Here is a 25,752-nt window from a genome sequence, read left to right as displayed (position 1 = left end):
CCTCGGTGGATGCGGCCGTCGGAAGCGGTCGCGAAGTCCGGTTGCGGCGCCCGCCCGCTCTGTTCGTGGATTCGACCGCCCCGGGCCGGGTCACCGGTGGTCCGGGCGGGGCCCGAGCAGCTCGGCGGTAACCGTCTCCGGAGGCCGGCGGATCCGCAGGGGAGGGAGTTCGCCCTCGTAGCGTTCGATCTGGACCAGGCAGCTGTTGACCGACGGTCCCTGCGCCAGGGAGCTGGTGCCGATGTCGTTGGTCACGGTGTTCGGGTTGCCGTGCACGTCCAGTGGATCCGGGTCTGCGGGGTCCAGTGGGTCGTACCAGGCGCCGGTCGCCATGTGCACGACTCCGGGCCGGACCGCGTCGGTGAGCCGGAGGCCCGCCAAGAGGGCGCCGCGGTCGTTGAAGACGCGGACGATATCGCCGTCGCTCAGATCGCGGTCGGCGGCGTCGGAGGGGTGCATGCGCAGGGGTTCGCGGTCGCGGATCTTGGATTCCCGGCTGGTGATGCCGTAGTCGAGCTGACTGTGCAGGCGGGTTCGCGGCTGGTGGGACAGCAGGTGCAGCGGAAAACGGTGTGCACGTGGACTACCGAGCCATTCGCGGGGAGCGGACCAGGCGGGGTGGCCCGGGGTGTCAGGGTAGCCGAAGCCGGCGACGGTATCGGAAAAGATTTCGATCCGGCCCGACGGGGTGGCGAGCGGGTGCCGGTCCGGATCGTCGCGGAACCGCTCGAGGACATGGCGGCTCTCCGGAAGTACCGGATACAGATCGATCGGTTGCCCGGAACGGAACTCGGCGTAGCCGGGCAGCGGGATGCCGGCCGCCGCGGCATTGCCGGCGGTGACCTGCCACAGGTGTTCCACCCACTGCCGCGCGGTGCGTCCTTCGGTGAATCGGTGCCCGAAGCCGAGCCGGTCGGCGAGGGCGGCGAAGATGGCGTAGTCGTCGCGCGCCTGCATGTAGGGCGGCAGCGCCGGTGGCATGGGGGAGAGCCAGTGGTCGGTGCGGGAGGCAGCGAAATCCTCGCGCTCCTGGGCGGCTGTGCTGGGCAGCACGATATCGGCCAGGCGGGCAGTCGAGGTCCAGCTGATCTCGTTGACGACCACGGTGTGGGGGCGGGTCCACGCACGACGTAACCGGTTGAGGTCCTGGTGGTGATGGAACGGATTGCCGCCGGCCCAATAGATGAGGTCGATCGCGGGGTAGGTGAGGACCCGGCCGTTGTAGTCGACGGTTTCGCCGGGTCGCTCCAGCATTTCGGTGAGGCGCGCCACGGGAATCACGTCGGAGACCGGATTCGCGGGCTGGGCCAGGGCAGCGATCTCGAAGGGCAGATGGCGCCGTTGCATGGTGTTGGTCATGCCGACGCCGGTGCCCATCAGCACCCCGCCGCCGGGCAGGCCGATATGGCCGAGTGCGGCGGCCAGTGCCCACGCGGCCCAATAGGTCTGCTCGCCGTGTTCGGCGCGTTGCAGGGCGTAGGGCAGCCCGATCATGCAGCGTTCGCGGGCCAGCAGCCGGGCCAGCTCCCGAATCTCGTGCGCGGGTACCTCCGACAGCTTCGCTGCCCACTCCGGGGTTTTCGGCTCGCCGTCCGAGCGGCCCGTCACGTAGTCGGCGAATCGGTCGAAACCGGTGGTGTAGCGGTCGAGATAGGCGCGGTCGTGCAGATCCTCCACCACCAGGGTGTGCACCATGGCCAGCATGATCGCGGTATCGGTGCCCGGTCGGCACGGGATCCAGCGGGCGGCCAGAGCCGGATCGAGGTCGTCGCGGACGGGGCCGATATTGATGATGTCGACTCCCGCGGCGCGCAGTGTCGCGAAATGGTCGCGGTAGCGGTGGGCGCCGTAGCCACCCGGATTGACCTGTGCGTTGCGTACCGGTGCGCCCCCGAAGAAGACGATCCGGGCACAGTGCCGGGCGATCTCGTCGGTCGTGGGTGACTGCCGCGCCGCGAAATAGGCGTTCATCCCGAGCACGTGGGGGATGGTCACCTCCGCCGCGGCGAAGGAATAGGTATCGACCGAGGCGGTGTAGCCGCCGAACATGCGCAGGAAGCGATGGATCTGTCCCTGCGTGTGGTGGAACCGGCCGGCGCTGGCCCAGCCGTAGGAGCCGCCGTAGATGGCCCGGTTCCCCGCCCGCTTCCGGGCCGACCGCAGCGCAGCGGCGGTGATATCGAGCGCTTCGTCCCAGTCGACCTCGACGAAGGCTTCCCGGCCGCGCATCGAGGTGTCACTGTTCTCGCGGTCCCGGTAGTAGCCGAGCCGGACGGCGGGCCGTCCGATGCGGTGGTCGGGGTCGTGCAGTGCGGTGAGCGAGCGGCCGATGGGCGAGGGATCGGGGTCGTGCTCGGCGGGGGTGACGCGGAGGCCGCCGCCGTCATCGCGGCCGATTCGGAAGTTTCCCCAGTGCGTCGCGGTCGGTATCGGCTGCGTCATCGTCGTCCCTCCGGGCGGTCCTGCGGCGATCCAGGTCATCGATCACCGTACGACCGGGTCGTGCGGGGTGGACGGGGGTGGGTCCGGACCGGAATCGTGCGGCGGTCGCAGGGGTGTCCCGTGGCTGCGAGGGGGCGCCGGACGAGGGGGACCGGGGGCGGCCGAGGCCCGCGATCTCGGGGATTGCTATCTTGAACGTCGTTCAAGTCTTGGTGTGGCGGAGGTATCGCGGTGAGCGGTGTCGAAAACGAGCGGATGCCGCGGGCCGGTATCACCGCGCGCGATATGGCACAGATCGCGGTGTTCGCCGCGTTGATCGCGGCACTCGGGTTACCGGGCGCCATCACGGTCGGGTTCAGCGGTGTACCGATCACCGTGCAGACCCTGGGCGTCGTGCTGGCCGGGGCGATCCTGGGACCGCGAAAGGGGACGGCCGCTGTCGCGGTGTTCATCGCGCTCACGATCATCGGGTTGCCGCTGCTGTCGGGCGGCCGCACCGGACTGACGGCGCTGGCCGGCCCGAGCGCCGGATATCTGGTGGGCTGGATCCCGGCGGCGCTGTTCATCGGCCTGTGCACGGTCCGGATGGTGCCGAAATATCCGGTGGTACCCGCGCTGCTCGTCAATGCGACTGGGGGCATCGTGGTGATCTACTTCTTCGGCACGGTCGGTCTGCTGCTGCGCACCGATATCGGGTTGTGGCCGGCGATCACCTCCAACGGTGTGTTCCTGCCCGGCGATCTGCTCAAGGTGGTCGTCGCGACCATAGTGGCCAAGGGCGTGCACCGCGCCTATCCCGGACTGATCCGTGCCTAGCCGCGCGCTCGGCGGGGCCGGCGGGGCCCCCGCCCTCGATGTCGACGGCCGGATCCTGACCTACGCCGGCCTCGATCGCGCCGTCGACCGCTGGATCGACCGGTACGAACCGGGCCCGGCCGGATACGACGCGTCCACCCTCCCCCCGGCCGAGGCCCTCGTCTGCGTCTGCGCGGCCGCCCGCCGTGGGGTTCCGGTCGCTGTCGAAGACACCGCCGCGCGCCCGGCCCGGACCGCAGTACCGGATTCGGCCTATCTGCTCGTCGCCACCTCGGGGTCGACCGGGCGGCCCCGCCCGCTCGCCCGGACGGCCGCCTCCTGGTACGACAGCTTCCCGGCGTTCACCGCGGTCACCGGTGTCACGGCCGCCGACCGGGTGCTGCTCACCGGCCCGCTGCACGCGACCATGCATCTGTTCGGGGCGCTGCACGCACTCTGGTGCGGGGCGTGCGTGACCGACGATCCACGGCACGCCACCGTCGTGCACGCCGTCCCGGCGGTCCTGCGGGAGGTGGTCCGTACCGCACCCGCACTGCGTACGGCGATCGTGGCGGGGATAGCGCCGGACCCCGGCGCGCTGGCCGCTGCCGGCCATCTGCGTGTGGTCGAGTACTACGGTTCCTCCGAGGTCTCCCTGGTCGCGGCCCGCCGCGTGCCCGGACCGTTGCGGTTGTTCGACGAGGTGGATGCCGAGATCCGGGACGGTCTGCTCCACGTCCGGTCGCCCTACACGGTGCTCGGGGCGCCCGAATGGTTCTGTGTCGGCGATCTGGCAGTGCTCGGAGACGACCGCGCCCTCGAGGTGCGTGGGCGGGGTGAAGCGGTGATCAATGTCGGGGGAACCACGGTCGTCGCCGAGGACGTGGAACGGGTCCTCGGCGGTATCGACGGCGTGGTGGCGGTCGCGGTGATCGGGTCCGCGCACGCGGTGTTCGGTGAAACGATCACGGCGGCAGTACAACTGGACGGCGTCGAGATGGGCGATGTGCGGCGCCGGGCTCGTGGGCTGCTGAGCAGGGAGGCGGTTCCGCGCCGCTGGGTCCGGGTCGGTGAGCTTCCCACGACGACCGCCGGGAAGGTGGCCCGCGGCCGCTTGAAAGAGTTGCTGGCGTGAGTGCTGTTCCTGTTCTCGTCGCCGCGCGGCGCACCCCGATCGGCACGGCCGGTCACGGGTTCGCCGGGTCGACGGTGACCGATCTGGCGGCGCCGGTGCTGGCCGCCGTGGCGGGCTCGTTGCGCGCGAACGGGGTCGACGACGAGATCGACGATGTGGTGCTCGGCAACTGCCTCGGTCCCGGTGGTGACCCGGCCCGGGTCGCGGCGCTGCGGGCCGGGCTCGGCGAGCACGTGCCCGGGGTCACCGTGGACCGGCAGTGCGGTTCCGGGCTCGACGCGGTGATGCAGGCGGCGCTGCGGGTACGCAGCGGCGGGGACGAACTGATCCTGGCCGGTGGAGTCGAATCCGCGAGTACCGCCCCGTGGCGGTTCTGGCCGCCGGAGCCCGGGTGCGAACCCGTGCGCTACACCCGTGCCCCCTTCGCCCCCGACGGGTTCCCGGACCCGGATATGGGTGCCGCCGCCGACGACCTCGCCCGTATCCGCGGTATCGGCCGGGAACGCCAGGACGCCTACGCGGCGCGATCCCACAGCCGGGCCGCGGCCACCGATTTCGGCCCGGAGATCGTTCCGGTGGCCGGAGTGAGCCGCGACCAGCGCATCCGCCCGGGAATGACCGCGCAGCGGCTGGCCCGGCTCCGGCCCAGCTTCGGCGCGGCGGGAACCGCGACCGCGGGTAACTCGTGCGGTATCTCCGACGGTGCGGCGGTGCTGGCGGTGACGAGCGAGACGCGGGCGGCCGGACTGCCGGCGCTGCGGATCCTCGGGTCGGCGGTGAGCGGGTCGGATCCGGCGCTGCCCGGGCTGGGGCCGGTGCCCGCGATCCGGAAGGTACTGCGGCGTACCGGATACTCGGTCGCCGATCTCGGAATCGTCGAGATCACCGAGGCTTTCGCATCGGTGGTGCTGGCGGTGTCCGACGAACTGGGCCTGGACGAATCGATGCTCTGCCCGGAAGGTGGTGCGATCGCCATGGGACACCCCTGGGGTGCTTCGGGTGCGGTACTGCTGGTCCGGCTGGCGAGCCAGATGCTGCGGCCGGACGGCCCGGCGCTCGGCCTGGCGGCCTGCGCCATCGGTGGCGGGCAGGGAATCGCCGTACTCGTGGAGCGGGTGGGATGAGCGAGATCGTTTTCGACGGAGTGAGCCACCGGTACGGCGAACGCCGGGTGCTGCACGAGGTGGATCTGCGTATCACCGAACGCCGGGTCGGCATCATCGGCGCCAACGGGTCGGGGAAGTCGACGCTGGCCCGGATGATCAACGGACTGCTGGCACCGACCTCGGGAACCGTGACGGTGGACGGTATCGATGCGGCGCGCAAGGGCGCGAAGGTCCGGCGCAAGGTGGGCTTCGTCTTCACCGATCCGGATTCCCAGATCGTGATGCCCACCGTCGCCGAGGATCTGGCGTTCTCGCTGCGGCGCACCGGTCTGAGCAGGACCGAGATCGCCGAGCGGGTGGCCGCGACGCTGGACCGCTTCGGCTTGGCCGCCCATGCCGAACATCCGTCACATCTGCTGTCGGGCGGGCAGAAGCAACTGCTGGCATTGGGCGCTGTGCTGATCCGGCGCCCCGAGGTGATCGTCGCCGACGAACCGACCACCCTGCTGGATCTGCGCAATGCCCGTGCTGTCGCCGCCGCGCTGGACTCGGTGGACCAGCAGGTGATCGTGGTGACTCATCAGCTCGGGCTGCTCGACAGCTTCGAACGCGTGATCGTCGTCGACGACGGCGCGGTGGCCTTCGACGGCACCCCCGCGGCGGCCGTACCGGCCTATCGGGAGCTGATCGAGTGATCGGGCTGTACCTACCCGGCCGATCGCTGCTGCACCGCACTCCCGCCGGTGTGAAACTCCTGTCGCTCGTCGTGATCATCGTGGCGGCCACCGTTCTCGTGCGGACACCCGCGCAGACCGGGCTGCTCGCGGTGCTCGCCGCGGTCCTGTTCGTGCTCGCCCGGATCCCGTGGCGGGTGGCGCTGGCGCAATTGCGGCCGGTGGTCTGGATGCTGGCGCTCATCGCGGTGGTGCAGGTGCTGACGACCTCGCCCGCGCGTGCGACGGTGGTGTGCGGACTGCTGCTGATCTCGGTCGCACTGGCGGCACTGGTCACCCTGACCACCCGGGTCACCGATATGTTGGACGCTGTCACCCGTGCGCTGGGCCCGCTGCGGCATATCGGTGTCGACCCGGAGCGTATCGGCCTGTTGCTGGCGCTGGCCATCCGCTGCGTGCCGTTGCTCGCCGGGATCGTGCGGGAGGTCGCCGACGCACGGCGGGCCCGGGGGTTGCAGTGGTCGGTCACCGCGTTGGCGACTCCCGTACTGGTCCGGGCGCTGCGCACCGCCGACGCGATGGGTGACGCGCTGGCCGCCCGCGGAGTGGACGATGACTGAACTGCTCGCCGACCGGATCGAGCGGCAGGCGGCCGCGGACCCGTCGGCCACGGCCGTGGTCGCTACCGGGGAACAGATCGGCTACGGCGAGTTCTGGGACCGGGTGGGTCGTACGGCGGCCGGACTGGACGGCGTGGAGCGGGTCGCGGTGCTACCCACCTCCGATATCGACTCGCTGGTCACGGTCGTGGCGGCGATGTACGCCGGGGTCGGGGTGGTGCTGCTGCATCGGCATCTGCTGCCGCGGCAGCTGGACCGGGTACTGCGACTGGCCCGACCCGCGTATGTATGCGCCGCCGGGGGGCATCTGCGGTTGCTGCGCCGGCTGGGCTGGGCGGGGCCGATCCGTATCGCCGCGGATCTGGAATCCGACGGCGCGGCCGGCCGGGCGCTTCCCGGCAGTGAGCTCCTGGTCGGGATCACCTCCGGCACCACTGGTGAGCCGAAGCTGTTCGTCCGTGATCAGCGGTCCTGGGCGGCGACCCTCGACCGGTCCGACTCGACCTTCGATATCGGCGCGGGCGATCGGGTGTCCACGCCCGGCGTGCTCGACCACACGCATTTCCTCTACGGTGCGCTGCACGCGTTGACCCGGGGCGCGGCGGTCGATCTGCGCCCGGTCACCACGGCATTGACCGACCGCCCGACTCATCTGTACTCGGTGCCCGCCATCGCTTGGGACGTGGTGCGTTCGGCGTCCGGTCCGATCGCCGGTGTGCGTGAGGTGCTGTCCTCGGCGGCGCGCTGGCCACGGCCGGGACGCGCGGCCCTGCAGGAGGTGCTGCCCGCGGCCACCCTCACTCATTTCTACGGGGCTTCGGAGCTGAGTTTCGTCTCGTTCGACCGCGGCCTCGGCGATCCCGACGAGAGCTCGGCCGGGGAACTGTTCGACGGTGTCGAGGTGCGGATCCGCGACGGCCGCGTCCAGGTGCGCAGCGATATGGTCTTCACCGGTTATCTGACCGAGGCGGGCGTGATGGACGGCCCGGTCGACGGCTGGTTCTCCGTCGGGGACCGGGGAGCGTTGTCGGGCAACAGGCTACGACTGTTCGGACGCGACGGCGAGATGCTGATCCGGGGCGGTCTGAATGTGGAACCGGCGGCGGTGGAAGCCGCCCTGGCCGCCGTTGCGGGTGTCACCGAGGCCGCGTGTATCGGGATCGCGGACGAGCGCTGGGGCCAGGTGCCGGTGGCCGCGGTGGTGGTGGCCCACGACGGACCCGGCGTCGAGGAGATCCGGAAGCGGTTGCGCGCGCTTCTCCCGAGCCCGAGCATGCCCGACCGGATCCAGGTGGTGGAGCGGCTCCCGCGCACGCCCCGGGGCAAGGTGGACCGTACGGCGCTGGCCACGCTGTTCGGCTGATATCCGGCCGGTTGTGCGGCCCGCGGCGGACACGGTGCCCGGTCAGGCCCCGGGGCCGGTCCTGATCCGATTCCGGTCCGGTGGGAAGAGGGTGGGCCGGGTTCCCGTCGGCGAAGTACCGCATCGAACCGCACGATCGCAGCGTTGGGCATGCTGGTGGATCAATCCTGGCCCCATTCGGCCGGGCGGTCGGTGAGGATGCCTGCGACACCGGTCGTGAAGCCGAGCACGCCGAGGTAGGTCTGTCCCCGCGCACCCCAGGGGCAGCGGCGGTCGACCGATGCACGGATTCGACGGAACTCGTTGTCCTGCTATCGTATTCGCGCACGCGCCCGTTCGATGTAGCGCTCTGCGTGGCCGAGCGTCAGTTGTTCGGCAGCGTTCCGGCCGCCGCCGACGGTGTGCAGGTGGGCGAACTCGGCGCCCGAGCGGCGCACACCGGACGGCTGCCCCACCGGCCGCCCGCGGTGCGACAGGAGATCTCAGCTCGCGAAATTCCTTCCGGCAGTAAGGAAGTCAGCGTCACCGGTTTCGGATCGCCGCTGTCCGGCTGGAAATCGATACCCCGGTCCGACACGCCGCGGACGATACCCCCGGGAGGTTGCCGGTGGCTGTCGCGAAGATGTCCGGCGAACCGGACCTCGTGGTCGTCCCGGACCTGGGCCCGCGGTGTGCGATGGACTCGGATACCGGTTGCGCACGCACCGTAAACATTGTGTTTCCGCTGTTCGGAGCTGGTTTTTCTCGGATAGGATCGGGTTTGTCCGGCGCGAAGGGCACTGTGTCGCGACGGCCCGGTCACATGGGGGTGACCTCGGGGCGACGTGGTTCACCGAGTCTCAATGACACGTATCGATTGGGTAGCGATTGTCGTTTTCGTCTCACTACCCCTATTGTCAAGTTTGGGTAGTTCTTTACTATATGTGGAGCCGGACTGTGGCATCCCTCACTATGGGGACGTCATGGACACGGTTGTGACGGTGCATCGGAAGGGTTCGTCCGCTCGTTGTTCGTCGAGCTTCGATCAGCTGTCCTGCATGGGTTTTCAACAGTATTCTGGTGGTCGAGCTCGTTGGTTCGAGGTGGTTCCGATGGTGAGATCGCTGCGGCTCGGTCTTCGTCGTGGCGCGCTCACCGGCCGTCGGATTCATTCTTAAGCTTTGCTAAGCCTTTACCAATACCATAGCGATGGTTTGAAACTCGGCTCGTTGCCGTGCCGAGGAGCTGCTTCACCGCGAGATGCCGGTTCGCGGTCTGTGCCCGACTGGACATGTTGATCGTCAACCGACCTCGGCCCGTGCCGAGTCGGCGAAGGAGACCAATGGCAACCACTGGCCCGAATTCCTCTGTGTCACTGCCCGAATCGGGCTCGTCCGTAGCCACGGCCGAGTCCGGATTCCGCCTACCCTCCCTGGACCCGACCTCGATCCTGCGCCACGATGTCCCGGCCTCGATCGTGGTGTTCCTGGTCGCGTTACCACTGTCCATCGGTATCGCGATCGCCTCCGGTGCCCCGGTGGCGGCCGGGCTCATCGCCGCGGTGATCGGCGGTATCGTCGGCGGTGCGCTGGGCGGCTCCGCGCTGCAGGTGAGCGGTCCCGCGGCCGGGCTGACCGTGGTCGTCGCCGAATCGATTCATCAATTCGGCTGGCGGGCAACATGTTTCATTGTCGCCGCCGCCGGTGTGCTGCAGATCTTGTTCGGTCTGAGCAGGGTCGCGCGCGCGGCGCTCGCGGTGGCGCCGGTGGTGGTGCACGCCATGCTCGCCGGTATCGGGATCACCATCGCGCTCCAGCAGGTGCATGTGCTGCTCGGCGGTGCATCCAGCAGCGGCGCCTGGGAGAACATCACCGGATTGGCGGCTCGGCTCGGGTCGGCGAACCTGCCCGCGGCGTTCCTCGGAGTGGGCGTCATCGCGATCATGCTGGGCTGGAACCGGCTGCCCGAACGCGTCAAGGTGGTGCCCGGGGCGCTGGTGGCCATCGTGGTGGCGACCGGGGCCGCCATGGTGTTCTCGCTCGATGTGCAGCGGGTCGCACTGGACGGCTCGTTGTTCGACGCGATCATGTTGCCCGAACTGCCGCACGGGAATTGGGCCGCCGTCGTCATGATGGTGCTCACCGTGGCGCTGATCACCAGTGTGCAGAGTCTGCTGTCGGCTGTCGCGGTCGACAAGATGCACACCGGACCCCGGACCGACCTCGATCGCGAGATGATCGGCCTGGGATCGGCGAACGTCCTGACCGGCATGCTCGGCGGTCTGCCCGTCGCCGGTGTCATCGTGCGCAGTTCCACCAATGTCGCGGCGGGGGCCCGCACTCGGGCTTCGGCGATCCTGCACGGGGTGTGGGTCCTGGTGTTCTCGGTGGCGCTGGTGTCACTGGTCGAGCAGATTCCGCTCGCGGCGCTGGCCGGCCTGTTGATCGTCATCGGTATGCAGCTGGTCAAGCTGGCGCATATCCGGCTCGCGCATCGCACCGGCGATCTGCTCGTCTACGTGGTCACCCTGGCGACCGTGGTGTTCCTGAACCTGCTCGAAGGGGTGCTGATCGGTCTGGCGCTGGCCTTCGCGCTGCTGGTCTGGCGGATCGTACGGGTCGCGGTGACGGCCGAACAGATCGGTGGCACCGACCGCTGGCTCGTGCGCATCGACGGCTCCTGCACCTTCCTTTCCCTGCCGAAGCTGTCCACCACCTTCGCCGAGGTCCCACCGGGCGTCGCGGTGACGGTGGAACTCACCGTGGACTTCCTCGACCACGCTGCCTACGACGCGATCACCGATTGGGCGCGGCAGCACGAGAGCAACGGTGGCACGGTCGATTTCGTGGAGATCGGCGCTTCCCGGATGGCGAGGGTGCAGGACGCTCCGCCGTCGCGGGGAATGGGTCGGGTCGCGCTGGATGATGTCCTCGGGCCGTGGCGGGCCGATCGCAACGGTTCATCGAACGGATCCGGTGACAACGGTGATCCGCTGGCCAGCGGAATCGCCGCCTATCACCGCAGCCGGGCGCATCTGGTGCGGTCGCACCTGGACGAGCTGCGGGACGGGCAGGATCCGGATTCCTTCTTCCTGACCTGCTCGGATTCGCGGATCGTGCCGAATGTGATCACCCACAGCGGTCCGGGTGATCTGTTCACGGTGCGGAATGTGGGCAATCTGGTGCCCGAGCAGGGCGGTGACGCCTCGGTGGATGCCGCGCTGGTCTTCGCGCTCGAGAAACTCAATGTCCGCACGGTGGTGGTCTGCGGTCATTCGTCCTGCGGGGCGATGGGCGCGCTGCATTCGGGTGAGTCCGCGGGGCCGGGTATCGATCGGTGGCTGGAATACGGGCAGCCGAGCCTGGCCCGCTACCGGGCCGGACATGTGGTGGGCGCCGCGGCGGAATCGGCCGGTTTCGGGCCGGTCGAGCAGCTGAGCATGGTGAACATCGCCGTTCAGCTGGAGAATCTGCGCCGTCATCCGTCGGTCCGGCGCGCGATCGAGGAGCGTGGGCTCACAGTCTCCGGTCTGTTCTTCGATATCGCCAGTGCCCGGCTGATCGAGGTGAGTGAGGAGGGGATCGCATCCATCGAGGACTCCGACGGGCTGCTGGCGCAATTGCAGCGCCGACCGGCATCGATGGGAACTGTGTGAGGATGATTACCGCTATCGTTTCCGGTGCCGCCGGTCGACTCGTGATCTGTTGCTCCACAGGCCGTTTCGGCAGTGATGTGGGTCATAGAGAGGTTGAGCGACGCGGTTGCGCGCAGTATCGCCAGTGGTGGGGTGCCTTCTCAGTTTTTGATAAGTCATTACCCTTACTATAGGAACGGTTTACACCTCGGTCCGTTGTCGTGCCGAGTACCTACTTCACCGCGAGTTGCCGGTTCGCGGTCTGTGTCCGAGCGGACACGTTGATCGTCACCGACCTCGGCTCCGGCCGGGTTCGCGAAGGAGAACGATGGGCACCCAGAGCACGAATACCCCCGAGTCAGCACCTGGTTCGGGCCCGGACGGGCGTGAGCCCACCGGGTCCGGACGCAGACCCGCCCCGGCCTGGCTGACCTCGATCCTGCGGCACGATGTACCTGCCTCGATCGTGGTCTTCCTCGTCGCGCTACCCCTGTCCATCGGTATCGCGATCGCCTCCGGTGCCCCGGTGGCAGCCGGGCTCATCGCCGCGGTGATCGGCGGTATCGTCGCCGGCGCACTCGGCGGGTCCGTCCTCCAGGTGAGCGGGCCGGCGGCGGGTCTCACCGTGATCGTCGCCGAATCGATAACCCAATTCGGCTGGCGGGTAACCGGGTTCATCGTCGTGGCGGCCGGCATCCTGCAGATCCTGTTCGGCCTGAGCCGGATCGCGCGGGCGGCCCTGGCAGTGGCGCCGGTGGTGGTGCACGCCATGCTCGCCGGAATCGGTATCACCATCGCACTGCAACAGTTGCACGTCCTGCTGGGTGGCGAATCCAACAGCACGGCGTGGACCAACATCACCGAACTGCCCGCCCAGCTGGCCGAGTTGCACGGGCCGGCCGTCTTCCTCGGCGTCGTCGTCATCGCCATCATGCTCGGCTGGAAGTACCTGCCCGAACGGGTCAAGGTCGTCCCCGGCGCGCTGGCCGCGATCGTGGTGGCCACCGTGCTGTCGCTGGTGCTCTCGCTCGACGTCAAGCGGGTCACCATCGACGGTTCGCTGTTCGATGCGATCGGACTGCCCGAACTGCCCCGCAGCGACTGGGCCGGGGTCGCGGTGATGATCCTCACCTTCGCCCTCATCGCCAGTGTGGAAAGCCTGCTCTCGGCCGTCGCGATCGACAAGATGCACACCGGGCCGCGGGCCGACTTCGACCGCGAGATGATCGGCCAGGGTTCGGCGAACGTCCTGTCCGGCCTGCTCGGCGGCCTGCCCGTCACCGGCGTCATCGTGCGCAGCTCCACCAACGTCGCGGCCGGTGCCCGCAGCCGCGCCTCGGCCGTACTGCACGGTGTCTGGCTGCTGGTGTTCTCGGTGGCCCTGGTCTCGCTGGTCGAGCAGATCCCGCTCGCCGCCCTGGCCGGCCTGCTGATCGTCATCGGCGTACAGCTGGTCAAGCTGGCGCATATCCGGCTCGCCCACCGCACCGGCGATCTGCTCGTCTACGCGGTGACCCTGGCCGCCGTGGTGTTCCTCAACCTGCTGGAAGGCGTGATCATCGGCCTGGCGCTGGCGTTCGCGCTGCTGCTCTGGCGGGTAGTCCGGGTGACGATCACCGCCGAACCGCTCGGCGGCACCGACCGCTGGCTGATCCAGATCGACGGATCGTGCACCTTCCTGTCGCTGCCCACGCTGTCGTCGACCTTCGCGAAGGTTCCGCAGGGGGCGCCGGTGACCGTGGAGATGACGGTCGACTTCCTCGATCACGCGGCGTACGACGCCATCACCGAATGGGCGAGGCAGCACGAGAGCAACGGCGGCACGGTCGATTTCGTGGAGATCGGTGCCGCCCGGATGGCCAATGTGGAGGCGGCGCCGCCGTCGCGCAGTATGGGCCGGGTCGCCCTCGACGGTGTCCTGGGTCCGTGGCAGGTGGATCGCAACGGCTCGTCGGACAAATCGGGTGACAGCGCCGACCCGCTGGTCAGCGGTATCGCCGCATATCACCGCAGCCACGCGCATCTGGTCCGCCCGCATCTGGACGAGCTGCGCGACGGGCAGGATCCCGATTCCTTCTTCCTGACCTGCTCGGATTCGCGAATCGTGCCGAATGTGATCACCAACAGTGGTCCGGGGGACCTGTTCACCGTTCGCAATGTCGGCAATCTGGTGCCCGAACAGGGTGATGCCTCGGTGGAGGCGGCACTGGTCTTCGCGCTGGAGAAGCTCAATGTCCGGTCGGTGGTCGTCTGCGGCCACTCGTCCTGCGGAGCCATGGGCGCGCTGCATTCCGGCGAGTCCGCGGGCCCGGGTATCGATCAGTGGCTCGTCCACGGGCAGCCCAGCCTGGAGCGGTACCGGGCCGGGCACGTGGTCGGCCGCGCCGCCGAAGCCGCGGGATTCGGTCCGGTCGAACAGCTGAGCATGGTGAACATCGCGGTCCAGCTGGAGAATCTGCGCCGGCATCCCTCGGTCCGCCGGGCCGTCGCCGAACGCGGGCTCACCGTCTCCGGCCTGTTCTTCGATATCGCCAGCGCCCTGGTCATCGAGGTGCGGACAGACGGTATCGCGCCCATCGCGGACAACGACGGGTTACTGGCGGAGTTACAGAGAGAACCGGCGCAGAGCTCCCGGTGAGCTCGCCGGAGGTGACCCGTCCCGAACAACCGGGCGGGTCACTTTCGTCTGTCCCCGGACCGACCTCTCGTAGGCTGGTTTCCGTGGAAAGTCGTTCCGATCCCGTCACGGATCGTTCCGGAGCCGAAAACAGTGCGGCGGCGGATACCGCCACCGAACCCGAGCAGCCCGGACGGCCCGGCTCCGGCCTCTGGCGCGCCTATCGGGACCGGATCGCGCGACGCCCTACGCTCGAGCTGATCTACCGGGTCGGGGTGGCGGTCGTCGGCACCGTGGTATTCGTCGTCGGGGTGATCACCATCCCGTTCCCCGGGCCCGGATGGGCCCTGGTATTCGCCGGTATCGGCATTCTCGCCACCGAGTTCGCGGTGGCGCGGCGTGCGCTGGTGTGGTTGCGGGACAGATATCGGCGCGGGATGGCGTGGTACATCTCGCGTGGGCCGCTCGTGCAGGTGATCGCCTTCCTGGCGACCTGCGCGCTCGTCGTGGCCACCCTCTGGATACTCGGGACGTTCGGATTCGTCGGTGACTTGATCGGAGTCGATTGGCAGTGGTTGCACAGCCCCTTGATGTCGTGACCCCGGTATGCGGCCGGTCGCTCACGGACGAATCGTGGCTCGCCGCCCGTATCGCGGACCTCAACGCGTCATGGCGTACCGATTCGATGCGGGTGGGCGCGACGCTGTGGTGGTGTATGACGGCCTCGGCGCTGGTGGAACCGGTGGTGCGGGCGCTGGCGCGGGAGCGTCCGATACCGGCGCCCACGCTGGATCGGCTCGCGTTGACACTGCGCGCCGACGGGTCGGTGGAACGGGTCGAGATCGGCGCCGCGGGGCCGGAAGGGCCGCTCGCCGCGGAGCCGGCCCCGGACGGCAGGATCGCCGAGTCCGACATCGCGAGGGCGCTGCGGGCGACCCTCACCGCTGTCATCGATCACCTCACCGTGGTTTCGGGGGTCCGGGAACCGGCGCTGTGGGCGGTGGTCACCGATGTGGTGGCCAGCTGGGCCGTCGACGCCGCCCGGCCGGCGGTCGGCCGCCGGCTCGCCGACGCGATCGGTGCCGCCCTGCCCGAACCGCGTTTCGTCGAAGTCGCCGGGCGAACCTTCGTCCGCCGTGCCTCCTGCTGCCTGGTGTACGAGGCGCCGGGCTGCGAGAAGTGTGTGAGCTGCCCGAAACGCCGCCCCGCGGAGCGCGAAGCACTGCTCGCGGACTACGCGCGGCGGGGGTGACGGGCCGGTTCCGCGCCGCGTCGGCCGGTGACCGGCCGATCCGGCGGACGCCGGGCACGACCTCGCCCGGTCCATCGACACGCGTGTGCGGCCGTGCCGATAGCATGGTCGCGGCCGGGCTGTGCCCGGTCACCGAAGACGGACGAGCCGTCACCGAACCGGAGTGAACCGGTATGGGGCGGGCGGTCCGAAGCCCGAGCGAGCCGGAACGGATCCGGCCGCGCAACCCGAGGAGAGCCCCACCGTGACCACCACAGCCCCCCGCAGCCCAGCCACCCTCGTCCGGGTGCCTGCCGGGACGACGGCGGGTGCCGCGGTGCGTGAGGCGGGCCTGCCCACCAAGGGCCCCGATACCGTCGTGGTCGTCCGCGATGCGGCCGGACAGTTGCGCGATCTCTCCTGGACCCCGGAACTCGATACCGAGGTCGAATCGGTCGCCGCGAACACCGAGGACGGCCGCAGTGTGATCCGCCATTCGGCCGCGCACGTCCTGGCCCAGGCCGTCCAGCAGGAGTTCCCCGAGGCGGTGTTGGGGATCGGCCCGCCGATCAGGGACGGTTTCTACTACGATTTCCGGGTCGATCGGCCCTTCACCCCCGAAGATCTGGCCAAGCTGGAAACCCGGATGAAGAAGATCGTCAAGGGCGCGCAGCGGTTCTCGCGCCGGGTGGTCGAGGTGGATCAGGCGCGAATCGAACTGGCGAAGGAACCGTTCAAACTCGAGTTGATCGGTGACAAATCCGGAATCGACGATCCGGAGATCATGGAGGTCGGCGGTAACGAGCTGACCATCTACGACAATCTCGACCCGCGCACCGGCGAACGGGTGTGGGGCGATCTGTGCCGGGGCCCGCACATCCCCACCACCAAATTCATCCCCGCCTTCAAATTGACCCGGAGTTCGGCCGCGTACTGGCGCGGTGACCAGAACCGGGAAGGTCTGCAGCGGATCTACGGCACCGCCTGGGAGTCCCCCGAAGCGCAGGACGAGTACCTGCACATGCTCGCGGAGGCCGAGAAGCGCGATCACCGCAAACTCGGCCTGGAACTCGACCTGTTCTCCTTCCCCGACGAGCTGGGTTCGGGCCTGCCGGTCTTCCATCCCAAGGGCGGCATCATCCGCAAGGAGATGGAGGACTACTCCCGTCAGCAGCATGTGGCGGCGGGCTACGAGTTCGTCAACACTCCGCACATCACCAAGGCGCACCTGTTCGAGACCTCCAAACATCTCGAGTGGTACGCCGACGGCATGTACCCGCCCATGCACCTCGACGCCGAACTCGACGCCGACGGCACCGTGCGCAAACCGGGGCAGGACTACTACCTCAAACCGATGAACTGCCCGATGCACAACCTGATCTACCGGTCCCGCGGCCGGTCGTACCGGGAACTGCCGCTGCGGCTGTTCGAGTTCGGTTCGGTGTACCGGTACGAGAAGTCGGGCGTGGTGCACGGGCTGACCCGCGCCCGCGGTTTCACCCAGGACGACGCGCATCTCTACTGCACCCAGGAGCAGGTGGTCGAGGAGCTGACCGGCACGCTGCGGTTCGTGCTCGACCTGCTGAAAGCCTACGGTCTGGACGATTTCTACCTGGAACTGTCCACCAAGGACCCGGACAAGTACGTCGGCTCCGACGCACTCTGGGACGAGGCCACCGAAACCCTGCGCCAGGTGGGGGAGGCATCCGGGCTGGAACTGGTCCCCGATCCGGGCGGCGCCGCCTTCTACGGCCCGAAGATCTCGGTGCAGACCCGGGACGCGCTCGGCCGGAACTGGCAGATGTCGACCATCCAGCTCGATTTCTTCGAACCGGATCTGTTCGAACTCGAGTACACCGCCTCCGACGGCACCAAGAAGCGCCCGGTGATGATCCACCGAGCCCTGTTCGGTTCGATCGAACGCTTCTTCGGGGTGCTCACCGAGCATTACGCGGGTGCTTTCCCGGCCTGGCTGGCGCCGGTGCAGGTCGTCGGTATCCCGGTCGCCGACACTTTCGTCGGGCACCTGGACGAGGTGGTGAACCGGCTGCGCGCGGCCGGTGTGCGGGCCGACGTCGATCGCAGCGACGACCGGATGCAGAAGAAGATCTTCAACCACACCGCACAGAAGGTGCCGTTCATGTTGCTGGCCGGTGCGCGCGATGTGGAGGCGGGCGCGGTGAGTTTCCGGTTCCGGGACGGCACCCAGGTCAACGGGGTGCCGGTGGGTGAGGCGGTGCGCGTGGTCGTGGACTGGGTCCAGCGGCGCGACAATTCCTCGCCCACCGCGGAAACGGTTCGCCCCCTGGTGAACGGCGAAGGCGGTGCGCCCGAGTGATACCGGGTCGGCCCGGGTGGGGAAAGGGTATGGAACATGAGTGAACGCACGGTGCCGGACGGTCTGACCGAGGAATCCGGTACGACCGACCGGTCGGCCGGCGAGATCGTGGATCGCGGTGCGGGCGAACCGGATCGGCTGCAGCGGTTGTGGACGCCGTATCGGATGTCCTATATCGCGGAGGCCGCTACCACCGCCCCGAAGGGTGCGACCGGGCATCCGTTCACCGATATCCCCACCATGTCCGATGAGGAAGGCCTGGTCGTCGCCCGGGGCGAGCAGGTGTACGCGGTGCTGAACCTGTACCCGTACAACCCGGGGCACATGATGGTGGTGCCGTATCGCCGGGTCGCGAACCTCGAGGATCTCACCGCTGCCGAATCCGCCGAACTGATGGAGTTCACGCAGCGCGCCATCCGGACGATGAAGAAGGTGTCGCGGCCACACGGTTTCAATGTGGGGCTCAACCTCGGCGGGGTCGCGGGCGGTTCGCTGGCCGACCACCTGCATCAGCACATCGTGCCGCGCTGGGGTGGCGACGCCAACTTCATCACCGTGATCGGCGGCGCCAAAATTATGCCGCAGCTGCTGCGCGAGACCCGGGCGCTGCTCGCGTCGGCCTGGGAGGAGGCGTAGATGGGTGACACCCGCTTCTGCTCGTTCGCCGGCGCCGACCCGGTACGCGGATATCAGGCAGAGGAGGGGTAGGTGCTGAGCATTTTCGGCCGGGCGACCTTCGCCAAGGCCACCGCTCCGCTGGGTAGGGCGCTGGTCGGTACCGGCCTCACGCCCGACGCCGTCACCCTGATCGGTACCGCCGCTTCGATCGCCGCCGCGGTCACCTTGTTCCCCACCGGTCATCTGTTCTGGGGAACCATGCTCATCTGGCTGTTCGTCATGTTCGACATGCTGGACGGTGCCATGGCCCGGGCCCGGGGCGGTGGGACGCGCTACGGTGCGGTGCTGGATGCCACCTGCGATCGCGTCGCCGATGGTGCCATCTTCGGCTCGCTGGCCTGGTGGGCGGTCTATCACGAACAGAGCAGGCCGCTGTTCGTCGCCACCCTGGTGGTACTGGTGACCTCACAGGTCATCTCCTATGCCAAGGCACGCGCCGAGGCCAGCGGCCTGTCCGCCGACGGTGGCCTGATCGAACGGCCGGACCGGCTGGTGATCGTGCTGGTGGGGGCCGGATTGACAGGTATCGGCGGCTACTGGGGTATCGAATGGCTCACCTGGGCCGTGCATGTGGCGATGTGGATTCTGGCGGTACTGAGCATCGTGACGGTGGGTCAGCGGGTACTGGCGGTGCGTAATTCGCCCGGCGCCCGGGACATCCTCGGTGCCGCGAACAAGGGAACGGAGCAGCCTTCGTGACGGGTTGGCGGGCGAACGCGACCGATCGCGGATACGCCGCAGGCTGGCGGATGGTGCGCGCCCTCCCGGACCGGGTGGCGCGCACCCTGTTCGACCGGGGCGCCGATTTCGCGGCCCGCAAAGGGGGGCCGCTCCAGTTGCGGCGCAATCTGGCCCGGGTGGTCGGAATGCCGGCGGAGGCCGTGTCCGACGAGCTGGTCCGGGCGAGTATGCGTTCCTATGCCCGGTACTGGCGCGAAGCGTTCCGGCTGCCCACGATGGATCACGCCGAACTGGTGCGGTCCGGCCGCATCACGGTGATCGGCCGGGAACATCTGGACGCCGCGTTGAGTCGCGGCCGGGGAGTGGTGTTCGTCCTGCCGCATTCGGGCAACTGGGATATGGCCGGTACCTGGCTCGTCCAGAACTACGGCACCTTCACCACGGTGGCCGAGCGGTTGAAACCCGAATCGCTGTTCGAGCGGTTCGTCGCCTACCGGGAGAGCCTCGGATTCGAGGTCTTCCCGTTGACCGGGGGTGAGCAGCCGCCGTTCACGGCGCTGGCGCAGCGGCTGCGCGACAACAAGATCGTCTGCCTGATGGGTGAACGCGATCTCACCGGGCGCGGTGTTCCGGTCACCTTCTTCGGCGAACGCACCTGGATGCCGGCCGGCGCGGCCGCGCTCGCGGTGGAGACCGGTGCCGCGCTGATGCCGGTCCATGTCTGGTTCACCGTCGACGACCAGGGCCGCGAAAGCTGGATGGTCCGCACCCAGGAGCCGCTGGACGTCACCGGCGGAGTCGTCGCCGCCACCCAGGCGCTCGCCGACTGTTTCGCCGCCGGTATCGCCGAACACCCGGCCGATTGGCATATGTTGCAGCCGCTGTGGGAAACGGATCTGTCCGAGGCCCGGCTGGACCGGATCCACGCCGAACAGGCGCGGCGCGATACCTATTCGATCGATGGCGGCGGAGACCGCACCCCATGAGAATCGGCATGGTCTGTCCCTACTCGTTCGACGTACCGGGCGGCGTGCAGGCGCATGTGGTGGAACTGGCCCAGGTCTTCCGGGAGCGCGGGCACCGGGTGAGTGTGCTGGCGCCCGCCGCGGAAACGACCGAACTCCCCGATTTCGTGGTCTCGGCCGGCCGTGCGGTGGCCATCCCCTACAACGGTTCGGTGGCCCGGCTCTCCTTCGGGCCGACCGCCTACACCCGGATCCGCCGGTGGATCGAGAGCAACGAGTTCGATGTCCTGCACATCCACGAACCCAACGCGCCCAGTCTGTCCATGCTGGCCCTGAAGATCGCCGAGGGTCCGATCGTCGCCACCTTCCACACCTCCACCACCAAATCCCTGGTGCTGGCGACCTTTCAAGGCGTGCTCCGGCCCTATCACGAGAAGATCAGCGGCCGGATCGCGGTATCGGAGCTGGCCCGCCGCTGGCAGGTCGAGGCCCTCGGATCCGATGCGGTGGAGATTCCGAACGGCGTGGATGTGCAGGCTTTCGCCCGCGCACCCCGGCTGCCCGGCTATCCGCGGCCGGGCGGCACCGTACTGTTCCTCGGGCGCTACGACGAGCCGCGCAAAGGTATGCAGGTGCTGCTGGGGGCGCTGCCGGCGCTGGCCGCCCGCCACCCCGAGGTGGAGGTCCTGGTGGTCGGGCGCGGTGACGAGGACCGGTTGCGCCGGGAAGCCGGTCCGCTGGCCGGGCACCTGCGCTTCCTGGGACAGGTCTCCGACGCGGAGAAGGCCTCGGCCATGCGCAGCGCCGATGTGTACGTGGCGCCGAACCTGGGCGGGGAAAGTTTCGGGATCATCCTGATCGAGGCCATGGCCGCCGGCACCGCGGTGGTGGCCAGCGAACTCGATGCCTTCCGGCGGGTGCTGCGCGACGGTGCCGCCGGTCTGCTGGTCCCCATCGGCGACTCGACGGCGCTGGCCGAAGCACTGGACACCGTGCTCACCGACGAGACGCGCCGCACCGACCTGGTCCGCACCGCGACCCAGGTGGTCGGTACCTATGACTGGCCGGTGGTGGCCGAGCAGATCCTGCGGGTCTACGAAACCGTGGTGGTCGGCGATCTGCGGGTCCGGGTGGCCGGATGATCACTTTCTCGGCGACCACGGTTCTCGTCCTCGCGCTGATCGCCGCGCTCGTGGTGGCGCTGGGCGTATGGGCCTACTCCACCGCCAACCGGCTGGACCGGCTGCATGTGCGCACCGACCTGGCCTGGCACGCGCTCGAGGCCGCACTGGCCCGCCGGGCCGTGGTGGCCCGCGCGGTCGCGGTGTCGCTGTCCGGCGCCGGAGCGGACAGCGATTCCGGCGAGGCCGCCCGGCGGCTCACCGCGCTCGCCGATCGCGCCGAACGTACCGGTCGCGCGGACCGGGAGACGGTGGAGAACCAGTTGGCGGCGGCATTGTCGGCCGTCGATATCGCCCGGCTGCCGACGCAGCAGGTCGCCGAACTGGCCGATGCCGAGGCCCGGGTGCTGATCGCGCGGCGTTTCCACAACGACGCCGTGCGCGACACGCTCGCGCTGCGTACCCGCCGCCCCGTGCGCTGGCTGCACCTGGGCGGTACCGCGCCCGTGCCCACCTATTTCGAAATCGCCGAACGGGCCACGCCCGCGGCATCGACCGGTCTGGAGGTCGATACCACGCGGGTGTCGGCGCGGGTGGCGCTGCTGGACGAACAAGGCCGGATCCTGCTCATGCGCGGCCACGACCCGCTGGTTCCGGAAGTGTCGTTCTGGTTCACCGTCGGCGGTGGGGTGGAGCCGGGGGAGAGCCTGCGCGAGGCCGCGGTGCGTGAACTGTACGAGGAGACCGGTCTCACTGCCGATCCGGCCGCCCTGCGCGGCCCGATCTGGCGGCGGGTCGCGGTGTTCCCGTTCAACGGCGATCTGATCCGTTCCGAGGAGCTGTTCTTCGCGCTGCGCGTACCGGGGTTCGAGCCGGTCGCGACGGATCTGACCTATGTGGAGCAGCGGTCCATCACCGGTGATCGGTGGTGCGGGCCGGCGGAGATCCGGGCGCAGGTCGCGGCGGGTGAGATGGTCTATCCGTATCAGTTGGACGAACTGCTCGCGGAAGCGGCGAAGGCGGCCGACGCCGCCGGTGATCCGGAGGTCCGCTCCATCCGGTGACTGTGACCGGGCTCACTGGCGTGATAGTGTCGCGGACGGTTTGACACACCGAGGATGTGTCGATTCGGTGTGTGGAGGTGAGTACGTGTCCTACATCCTGTTCGATTACCTGTTGCCGATTCTGGGTCCCGGCGCCGCCGAATACTGGGCGAAGCTGCTGGTCGTCAACCCGATCTGATTCGGTTTCCAGTGCCCGCCGGGCCGGTGTCCACACCGGTCCGGCGGTGCTCTTTTCCGGTCCGGATACGTGAAGTCGGGTAATAACCGCAGGTGGGTGTCAGTCCAGTGGGCTCCAACTGGCTATGAAGTCGCTTTGCCGCCCCACCTAGAATCGTGGTGTTCATCGACGATCCACACCTGGCAACAGACACAGGAGCTGCCGTGACCACGCCCGAGACCACCCAGACCCCCGATGCGACCCGCGAGGCCGGTACCGCCCGCGTGAAGCGCGGCATGGCCGAGATGCTCAAGGGCGGGGTGATCATGGATGTCGTCACCCCCGAGCAGGCCAAGATCGCCGAGGATGCCGGTGCGGTCGCGGTGATGGCGCTCGAGCGGGTGCCCGCCGATATCCGCGCCCAGGGCGGTGTATCCCGGATGAGCGATCCCGACATGATCGACGGGATCATCGAAGCGGTGTCCATCCCGGTGATGGCCAAGGCCCGGATCGGGCATTTCGTGGAGGCGCAGGTGCTGCAGAGCCTCGGCGTCGACTACATCGACGAATCCGAGGTGCTGACCCCCGCCGACTACGCCAACCACATCGACAAATGGAATTTCACGGTTCCGTTCGTCTGTGGTGCCACCAATCTCGGTGAGGCGCTGCGCCGGATCACCGAGGGCGCGGCCATGATCCGTTCCAAGGGTGAGGCCGGCACCGGTGACGTGTCCAACGCCACCACCCATATGCGCAAACTCCGGCAGGAGATCACCCGGCTGGCCTCGCTGCCCGCCGACGAGCTCTTCGTCGCCGCCAAGGAACTGCAGGCGCCCTACGAACTCGTCAAGGAGATCGCCGAAACCGGGAAACTGCCGGTCGTGCTGTTCACCGCCGGTGGTATCGCCACTCCGGCGGACGCGGCCATGATGATGCAGCTCGGCGCCGAGGGCGTTTTCGTCGGTTCGGGCATCTTCAAATCCGGTAATCCGGCCGAGCGCGCAAACGCGATCGTCAAAGCGACGACCTTCTACGACGACCCGGACGTGCTGGCCAAGGTGTCGCGTGGCCTCGGTGAGGCGATGGTCGGCATCAATGTCGACGAGATCCCGCAGCCGCACCGGCTCGCCGAACGCGGTTGGTGATCCGCCCGCAGAACTGCGGCGGCATCGTGGCGGCGCGAGCCGGTGATCCCGGTCCGGTATCGCGCCGCGGTACCGGACCCGGATGTATCCGATAGTCCGCGCGGATGGAACTGCGGCAGTTGCGGTACTTCGTGGTACTCGCCGAGGAACTGCATTTCGGTCGCGCGGCCGATCGGTTGTTCATCACCACGCCGACACTGAGCCAGCAGCTGAAGGTGCTGGAACGTGAGCTCGGTACGCCGCTGGTACGGCGTGGCCGCCGGACCGAGCTGACTCCGGCGGGGGCGGCACTGCTGGTATCGGGCCGCGAGGTGTTGCGGGCTGCCGACGAGGCGGTGCGCTCGGCCCGGCGGGCGGGTGGCGTCGATGCCCCGCGTCTGCGTCTCGGGCTGGTCAACGGCGCACCACCCTGGCTGCCCACCCGGCTCGGCGAGCTCGCGGAGACCGCCGTTCCCGGCGCACGTACCGTGCTCATCAGCGGTACCACTGCCGACCAGGCGCAGGCGCTGGTCGCGGGCACGGTCGATCTGGCGTTACTGCGTGCCCCGGTCCGGCTACCCGCCGCCTTCGCCCAGCGACCGGCAGCCGCCGAAGAACTCGGGATCCTGATGGCCGCCACCCATCCGCTCGCCGCGCGCCCGGCCCTGGCCGCCGGTGATCTCGGAGACCACGAACTGATCCTGTTCCCCCGAGAGGTGGCTCCCGGCCTCCACGACAGGCTGCTCGGCGAACTACACGACCGGGGCCTGCGGATGCGACTCAGCGACAGTGTGCTCGGGCATGCCCAGATGGTGTCGGTACTGCCGTCCCGAGACGACGCGGTCGGGCTGAGCTCGGCCCGGGCCCGCCGCCCGGGCCTGGTCTGGCGGGCACTTCCGGGTGATCCGCTGATCGTCACCTATATCGCGGCCTGGGCGCGCGACAGTCGTCATCCGGTGGTTCGGACAGTGCTGGACACGCTGCCGGCCGATGGGCTCATCGGACCCCGCGACTCCTGAATCGGCACCCCGCCCGCCGAGCCGCAGCGACACTGCCAGCGGTGTTGGCCGGAGCCTAACGACGGTGTGCGACTACCACATGGACCGGGGGCCGCACCGGTGGTCGACTGGCGCCATGACAGCAGAAACGACAGCGGCCGAACGGGTCGTCATCATCGGTGGCAGCTCCGGAATGGGGCTCGCGCTCGCCCGGAACCTCATGGGCGCCGGGGCCGAAGTGATCATCGCGGGCCGGTCCGCCGCCCGGCTCGCGACAGCATCGGCCACCCTCGCCGGAGGCCCCGGAAAAGTCCACACCCGCCAGGTCGACATCACCCGGGAAACCGAAGTCGAGGCGCTGTTCACCGACCTCGGCCGGATCGACCACGCGGTCGTCACCGCCGCCGATGTACGTGGAATGTATGCGCCGATCCGGTCCTTCGACCCTGCCGTGACCCGATCCCTCGTCGACACAAAACTCTTCGGTCCGGCGCTGGTCGCCAAATACGCCGATATCGCTCCCGGCGGCTCGCTCGTGCTGACCTCGGGTATCGCCGCCTACCGGCCGGGACCGGGCTCGGCGATGGTCGCGGCGGTCAACGGAAGTGTGGCCTCGCTGGCCTACGCGCTCGCCATCGAACTCGCGCCGACCCGCGTCAACGTCATCTCCCCGGGTTGGGTGGACACCCCCATCTGGCAACACATCGGTGGCGGCGATCCGGTGCAGCGACAGCGGGATATGGCCGCGAAACTACCGGTGGGCCGTATCGGACGGCCCGACGATATCGCGGCCGCCGTTCTCACCCTCCTGCACAACCCGTTCATCACCGGAACCGTCCTGCACGCCGACGGTGGCCACCGCCTGGTCTGAGCTGTGTTCATTTTGCGGCGCCTGCGGCGCCGCGGGTCGAGGCCCCCGGAAGTCCCGCCGTTGCGCCCTCGAGACTCGCGCCCTCGGCTCATGCGCTTTCGAGGGCGCAACGGATAGGCAGATCACCCCTCTGTACACCACTGACTACCGCGTACATCG

Annotated in this window: 20 protein-coding genes; 19 read left to right on the top strand and 1 reads right to left on the bottom strand. The window is 68.8% G+C overall.

All coding sequences use genetic code 11. The features are described 5' to 3' along the window. Positions 1 to 90: 90 nt before the first annotated feature. On the bottom strand, positions 91 to 2,442 hold the full coding sequence (locus ACWCPQ_RS27380) for a molybdopterin-dependent oxidoreductase (protein WP_449904052.1): 2,352 nt from the start codon (positions 2,440 to 2,442) through the stop codon (positions 91 to 93). Positions 2,443 to 2,673: 231 nt separating this feature from the next. Here ACWCPQ_RS27380 and ACWCPQ_RS27375 point away from each other — a divergent pair, with 231 nt between their 5' ends. From ACWCPQ_RS27375 to ACWCPQ_RS27285, 19 genes are all read left to right on the top strand, one after another. Next, a complete protein-coding gene (locus ACWCPQ_RS27375; protein WP_449904049.1) occupies positions 2,674 to 3,258 on the top strand; it encodes a biotin transporter BioY in 585 nt (194 codons plus the stop codon). Next, positions 3,251 to 4,372 carry an AMP-binding protein gene (locus tag ACWCPQ_RS27370; RefSeq protein ID WP_449904046.1) on the top strand — a complete coding sequence of 374 codons (1,122 nt, stop codon included), beginning with the start codon at positions 3,251 to 3,253 and terminating at the stop codon, positions 4,370 to 4,372. Before ACWCPQ_RS27375 ends, ACWCPQ_RS27370 begins: the two co-directional genes overlap by 8 nt. Then, the gene (locus tag ACWCPQ_RS27365) at positions 4,369 to 5,496 is read left to right on the top strand and encodes a thiolase family protein (RefSeq protein WP_449904042.1); all 1,128 of its coding nucleotides are present in this window, start codon (positions 4,369 to 4,371) and stop codon (positions 5,494 to 5,496) included. Before ACWCPQ_RS27370 ends, ACWCPQ_RS27365 begins: the two co-directional genes overlap by 4 nt. Continuing rightward, positions 5,493 to 6,173 (top strand): energy-coupling factor ABC transporter ATP-binding protein, encoded by a 681-nt coding sequence (locus ACWCPQ_RS27360; protein ID WP_449904039.1) that lies wholly within the window; start codon positions 5,493 to 5,495, stop codon positions 6,171 to 6,173. The genes ACWCPQ_RS27365 and ACWCPQ_RS27360 overlap by 4 nt, the downstream gene beginning before the upstream one ends. Continuing rightward, positions 6,170 to 6,772: an energy-coupling factor transporter transmembrane component T family protein gene (locus tag ACWCPQ_RS27355; RefSeq protein ID WP_449904036.1), complete on the top strand. Its 603-nt coding sequence runs from the start codon at positions 6,170 to 6,172 to the stop codon at positions 6,770 to 6,772. Before ACWCPQ_RS27360 ends, ACWCPQ_RS27355 begins: the two co-directional genes overlap by 4 nt. Beyond that, on the top strand, positions 6,765 to 8,135 hold the full coding sequence (locus ACWCPQ_RS27350) for an AMP-binding protein (protein WP_449904033.1): 1,371 nt from the start codon (positions 6,765 to 6,767) through the stop codon (positions 8,133 to 8,135). Before ACWCPQ_RS27355 ends, ACWCPQ_RS27350 begins: the two co-directional genes overlap by 8 nt. A gap of 1,321 nt (positions 8,136 to 9,456) precedes the next feature. Continuing rightward, positions 9,457 to 11,769 carry a SulP family inorganic anion transporter gene (locus tag ACWCPQ_RS27345; protein ID WP_449904030.1) on the top strand — a complete coding sequence of 771 codons (2,313 nt, stop codon included), beginning with the start codon at positions 9,457 to 9,459 and terminating at the stop codon, positions 11,767 to 11,769. Between the two features lie 307 nt (positions 11,770 to 12,076). Then, the gene (locus tag ACWCPQ_RS27340; RefSeq protein ID WP_449904027.1) at positions 12,077 to 14,386 is read left to right on the top strand and encodes a SulP family inorganic anion transporter; all 2,310 of its coding nucleotides are present in this window, start codon (positions 12,077 to 12,079) and stop codon (positions 14,384 to 14,386) included. Between the two features lie 83 nt (positions 14,387 to 14,469). Continuing rightward, positions 14,470 to 14,964, top strand: coding sequence for a TIGR02611 family protein (locus ACWCPQ_RS27335; protein WP_449904024.1), 495 nt, complete (start codon positions 14,470 to 14,472; stop codon positions 14,962 to 14,964). Then, positions 14,937 to 15,617 carry a (2Fe-2S)-binding protein gene (locus ACWCPQ_RS27330; protein WP_449904021.1) on the top strand — a complete coding sequence of 227 codons (681 nt, stop codon included), beginning with the start codon at positions 14,937 to 14,939 and terminating at the stop codon, positions 15,615 to 15,617. The genes ACWCPQ_RS27335 and ACWCPQ_RS27330 overlap by 28 nt, the downstream gene beginning before the upstream one ends. Before the next feature lie 244 nt (positions 15,618 to 15,861). After that, entirely contained in the window at positions 15,862 to 17,934 is a 2,073-nt protein-coding gene (gene thrS / locus ACWCPQ_RS27325; RefSeq protein WP_449904018.1) for a threonine--tRNA ligase, read from the top strand. A 36-nt stretch (positions 17,935 to 17,970) separates the two neighbouring features. Next, a complete protein-coding gene (locus ACWCPQ_RS27320) occupies positions 17,971 to 18,570 on the top strand; it encodes an HIT family protein (RefSeq protein WP_449904015.1) in 600 nt (199 codons plus the stop codon). 72 nt (positions 18,571 to 18,642) lie between these two features. Next, the gene (gene pgsA / locus ACWCPQ_RS27315; protein ID WP_449904012.1) at positions 18,643 to 19,311 is read left to right on the top strand and encodes a phosphatidylinositol phosphate synthase; all 669 of its coding nucleotides are present in this window, start codon (positions 18,643 to 18,645) and stop codon (positions 19,309 to 19,311) included. Further along, positions 19,308 to 20,279 (top strand): phosphatidylinositol mannoside acyltransferase, encoded by a 972-nt coding sequence (locus tag ACWCPQ_RS27310; protein ID WP_449904008.1) that lies wholly within the window; start codon positions 19,308 to 19,310, stop codon positions 20,277 to 20,279. Before pgsA ends, ACWCPQ_RS27310 begins: the two co-directional genes overlap by 4 nt. After that, positions 20,276 to 21,400: a glycosyltransferase family 4 protein gene (locus ACWCPQ_RS27305; protein WP_449904005.1), complete on the top strand. Its 1,125-nt coding sequence runs from the start codon at positions 20,276 to 20,278 to the stop codon at positions 21,398 to 21,400. Before ACWCPQ_RS27310 ends, ACWCPQ_RS27305 begins: the two co-directional genes overlap by 4 nt. Continuing rightward, entirely contained in the window at positions 21,400 to 22,443 is a 1,044-nt protein-coding gene (locus tag ACWCPQ_RS27300; RefSeq protein WP_449904172.1) for an NUDIX hydrolase, read from the top strand. The genes ACWCPQ_RS27305 and ACWCPQ_RS27300 overlap by 1 nt, the downstream gene beginning before the upstream one ends. Before the next feature lie 381 nt (positions 22,444 to 22,824). Further along, entirely contained in the window at positions 22,825 to 23,745 is a 921-nt protein-coding gene (gene pdxS / locus ACWCPQ_RS27295; RefSeq protein WP_449904002.1) for a pyridoxal 5'-phosphate synthase lyase subunit PdxS, read from the top strand. Between the two features lie 104 nt (positions 23,746 to 23,849). Further along, complete coding sequence (locus tag ACWCPQ_RS27290; protein ID WP_449904000.1) at positions 23,850 to 24,743, top strand: LysR family transcriptional regulator; 894 nt, start codon at positions 23,850 to 23,852, stop codon at positions 24,741 to 24,743. 115 nt (positions 24,744 to 24,858) lie between these two features. Then, positions 24,859 to 25,593 (top strand): SDR family oxidoreductase, encoded by a 735-nt coding sequence (locus ACWCPQ_RS27285; protein ID WP_449903998.1) that lies wholly within the window; start codon positions 24,859 to 24,861, stop codon positions 25,591 to 25,593. The last annotated feature ends 159 nt before the right edge of the window (positions 25,594 to 25,752 follow it).

The sequence above is a fragment of the Nocardia sp. NPDC001965 genome (assembly GCF_053594175.1).
The sequence above is the reverse complement of the archived record's forward strand: the minus strand, read 5'-3'. Positions and strand labels throughout refer to the sequence as shown.

Coding starts and splice junctions, on each gene's coding strand:
- ACWCPQ_RS27380 (WP_449904052.1), bottom strand. CDS start 2,442: ATGACGCAGCCGATACCGACCGCGACGCACTGGGGAAACTTCCGAATC.
- ACWCPQ_RS27360 (WP_449904039.1), top strand. CDS start 5,493: ATGAGCGAGATCGTTTTCGACGGAGTGAGCCACCGGTACGGCGAACGC.
- ACWCPQ_RS27350 (WP_449904033.1), top strand. CDS start 6,765: ATGACTGAACTGCTCGCCGACCGGATCGAGCGGCAGGCGGCCGCGGAC.
- ACWCPQ_RS27345 (WP_449904030.1), top strand. CDS start 9,457: ATGGCAACCACTGGCCCGAATTCCTCTGTGTCACTGCCCGAATCGGGC.
- ACWCPQ_RS27340 (WP_449904027.1), top strand. CDS start 12,077: ATGGGCACCCAGAGCACGAATACCCCCGAGTCAGCACCTGGTTCGGGC.
- ACWCPQ_RS27320 (WP_449904015.1), top strand. CDS start 17,971: ATGAGTGAACGCACGGTGCCGGACGGTCTGACCGAGGAATCCGGTACG.
- ACWCPQ_RS27305 (WP_449904005.1), top strand. CDS start 20,276: ATGAGAATCGGCATGGTCTGTCCCTACTCGTTCGACGTACCGGGCGGC.
- ACWCPQ_RS27290 (WP_449904000.1), top strand. CDS start 23,850: ATGGAACTGCGGCAGTTGCGGTACTTCGTGGTACTCGCCGAGGAACTG.
- ACWCPQ_RS27285 (WP_449903998.1), top strand. CDS start 24,859: ATGACAGCAGAAACGACAGCGGCCGAACGGGTCGTCATCATCGGTGGC.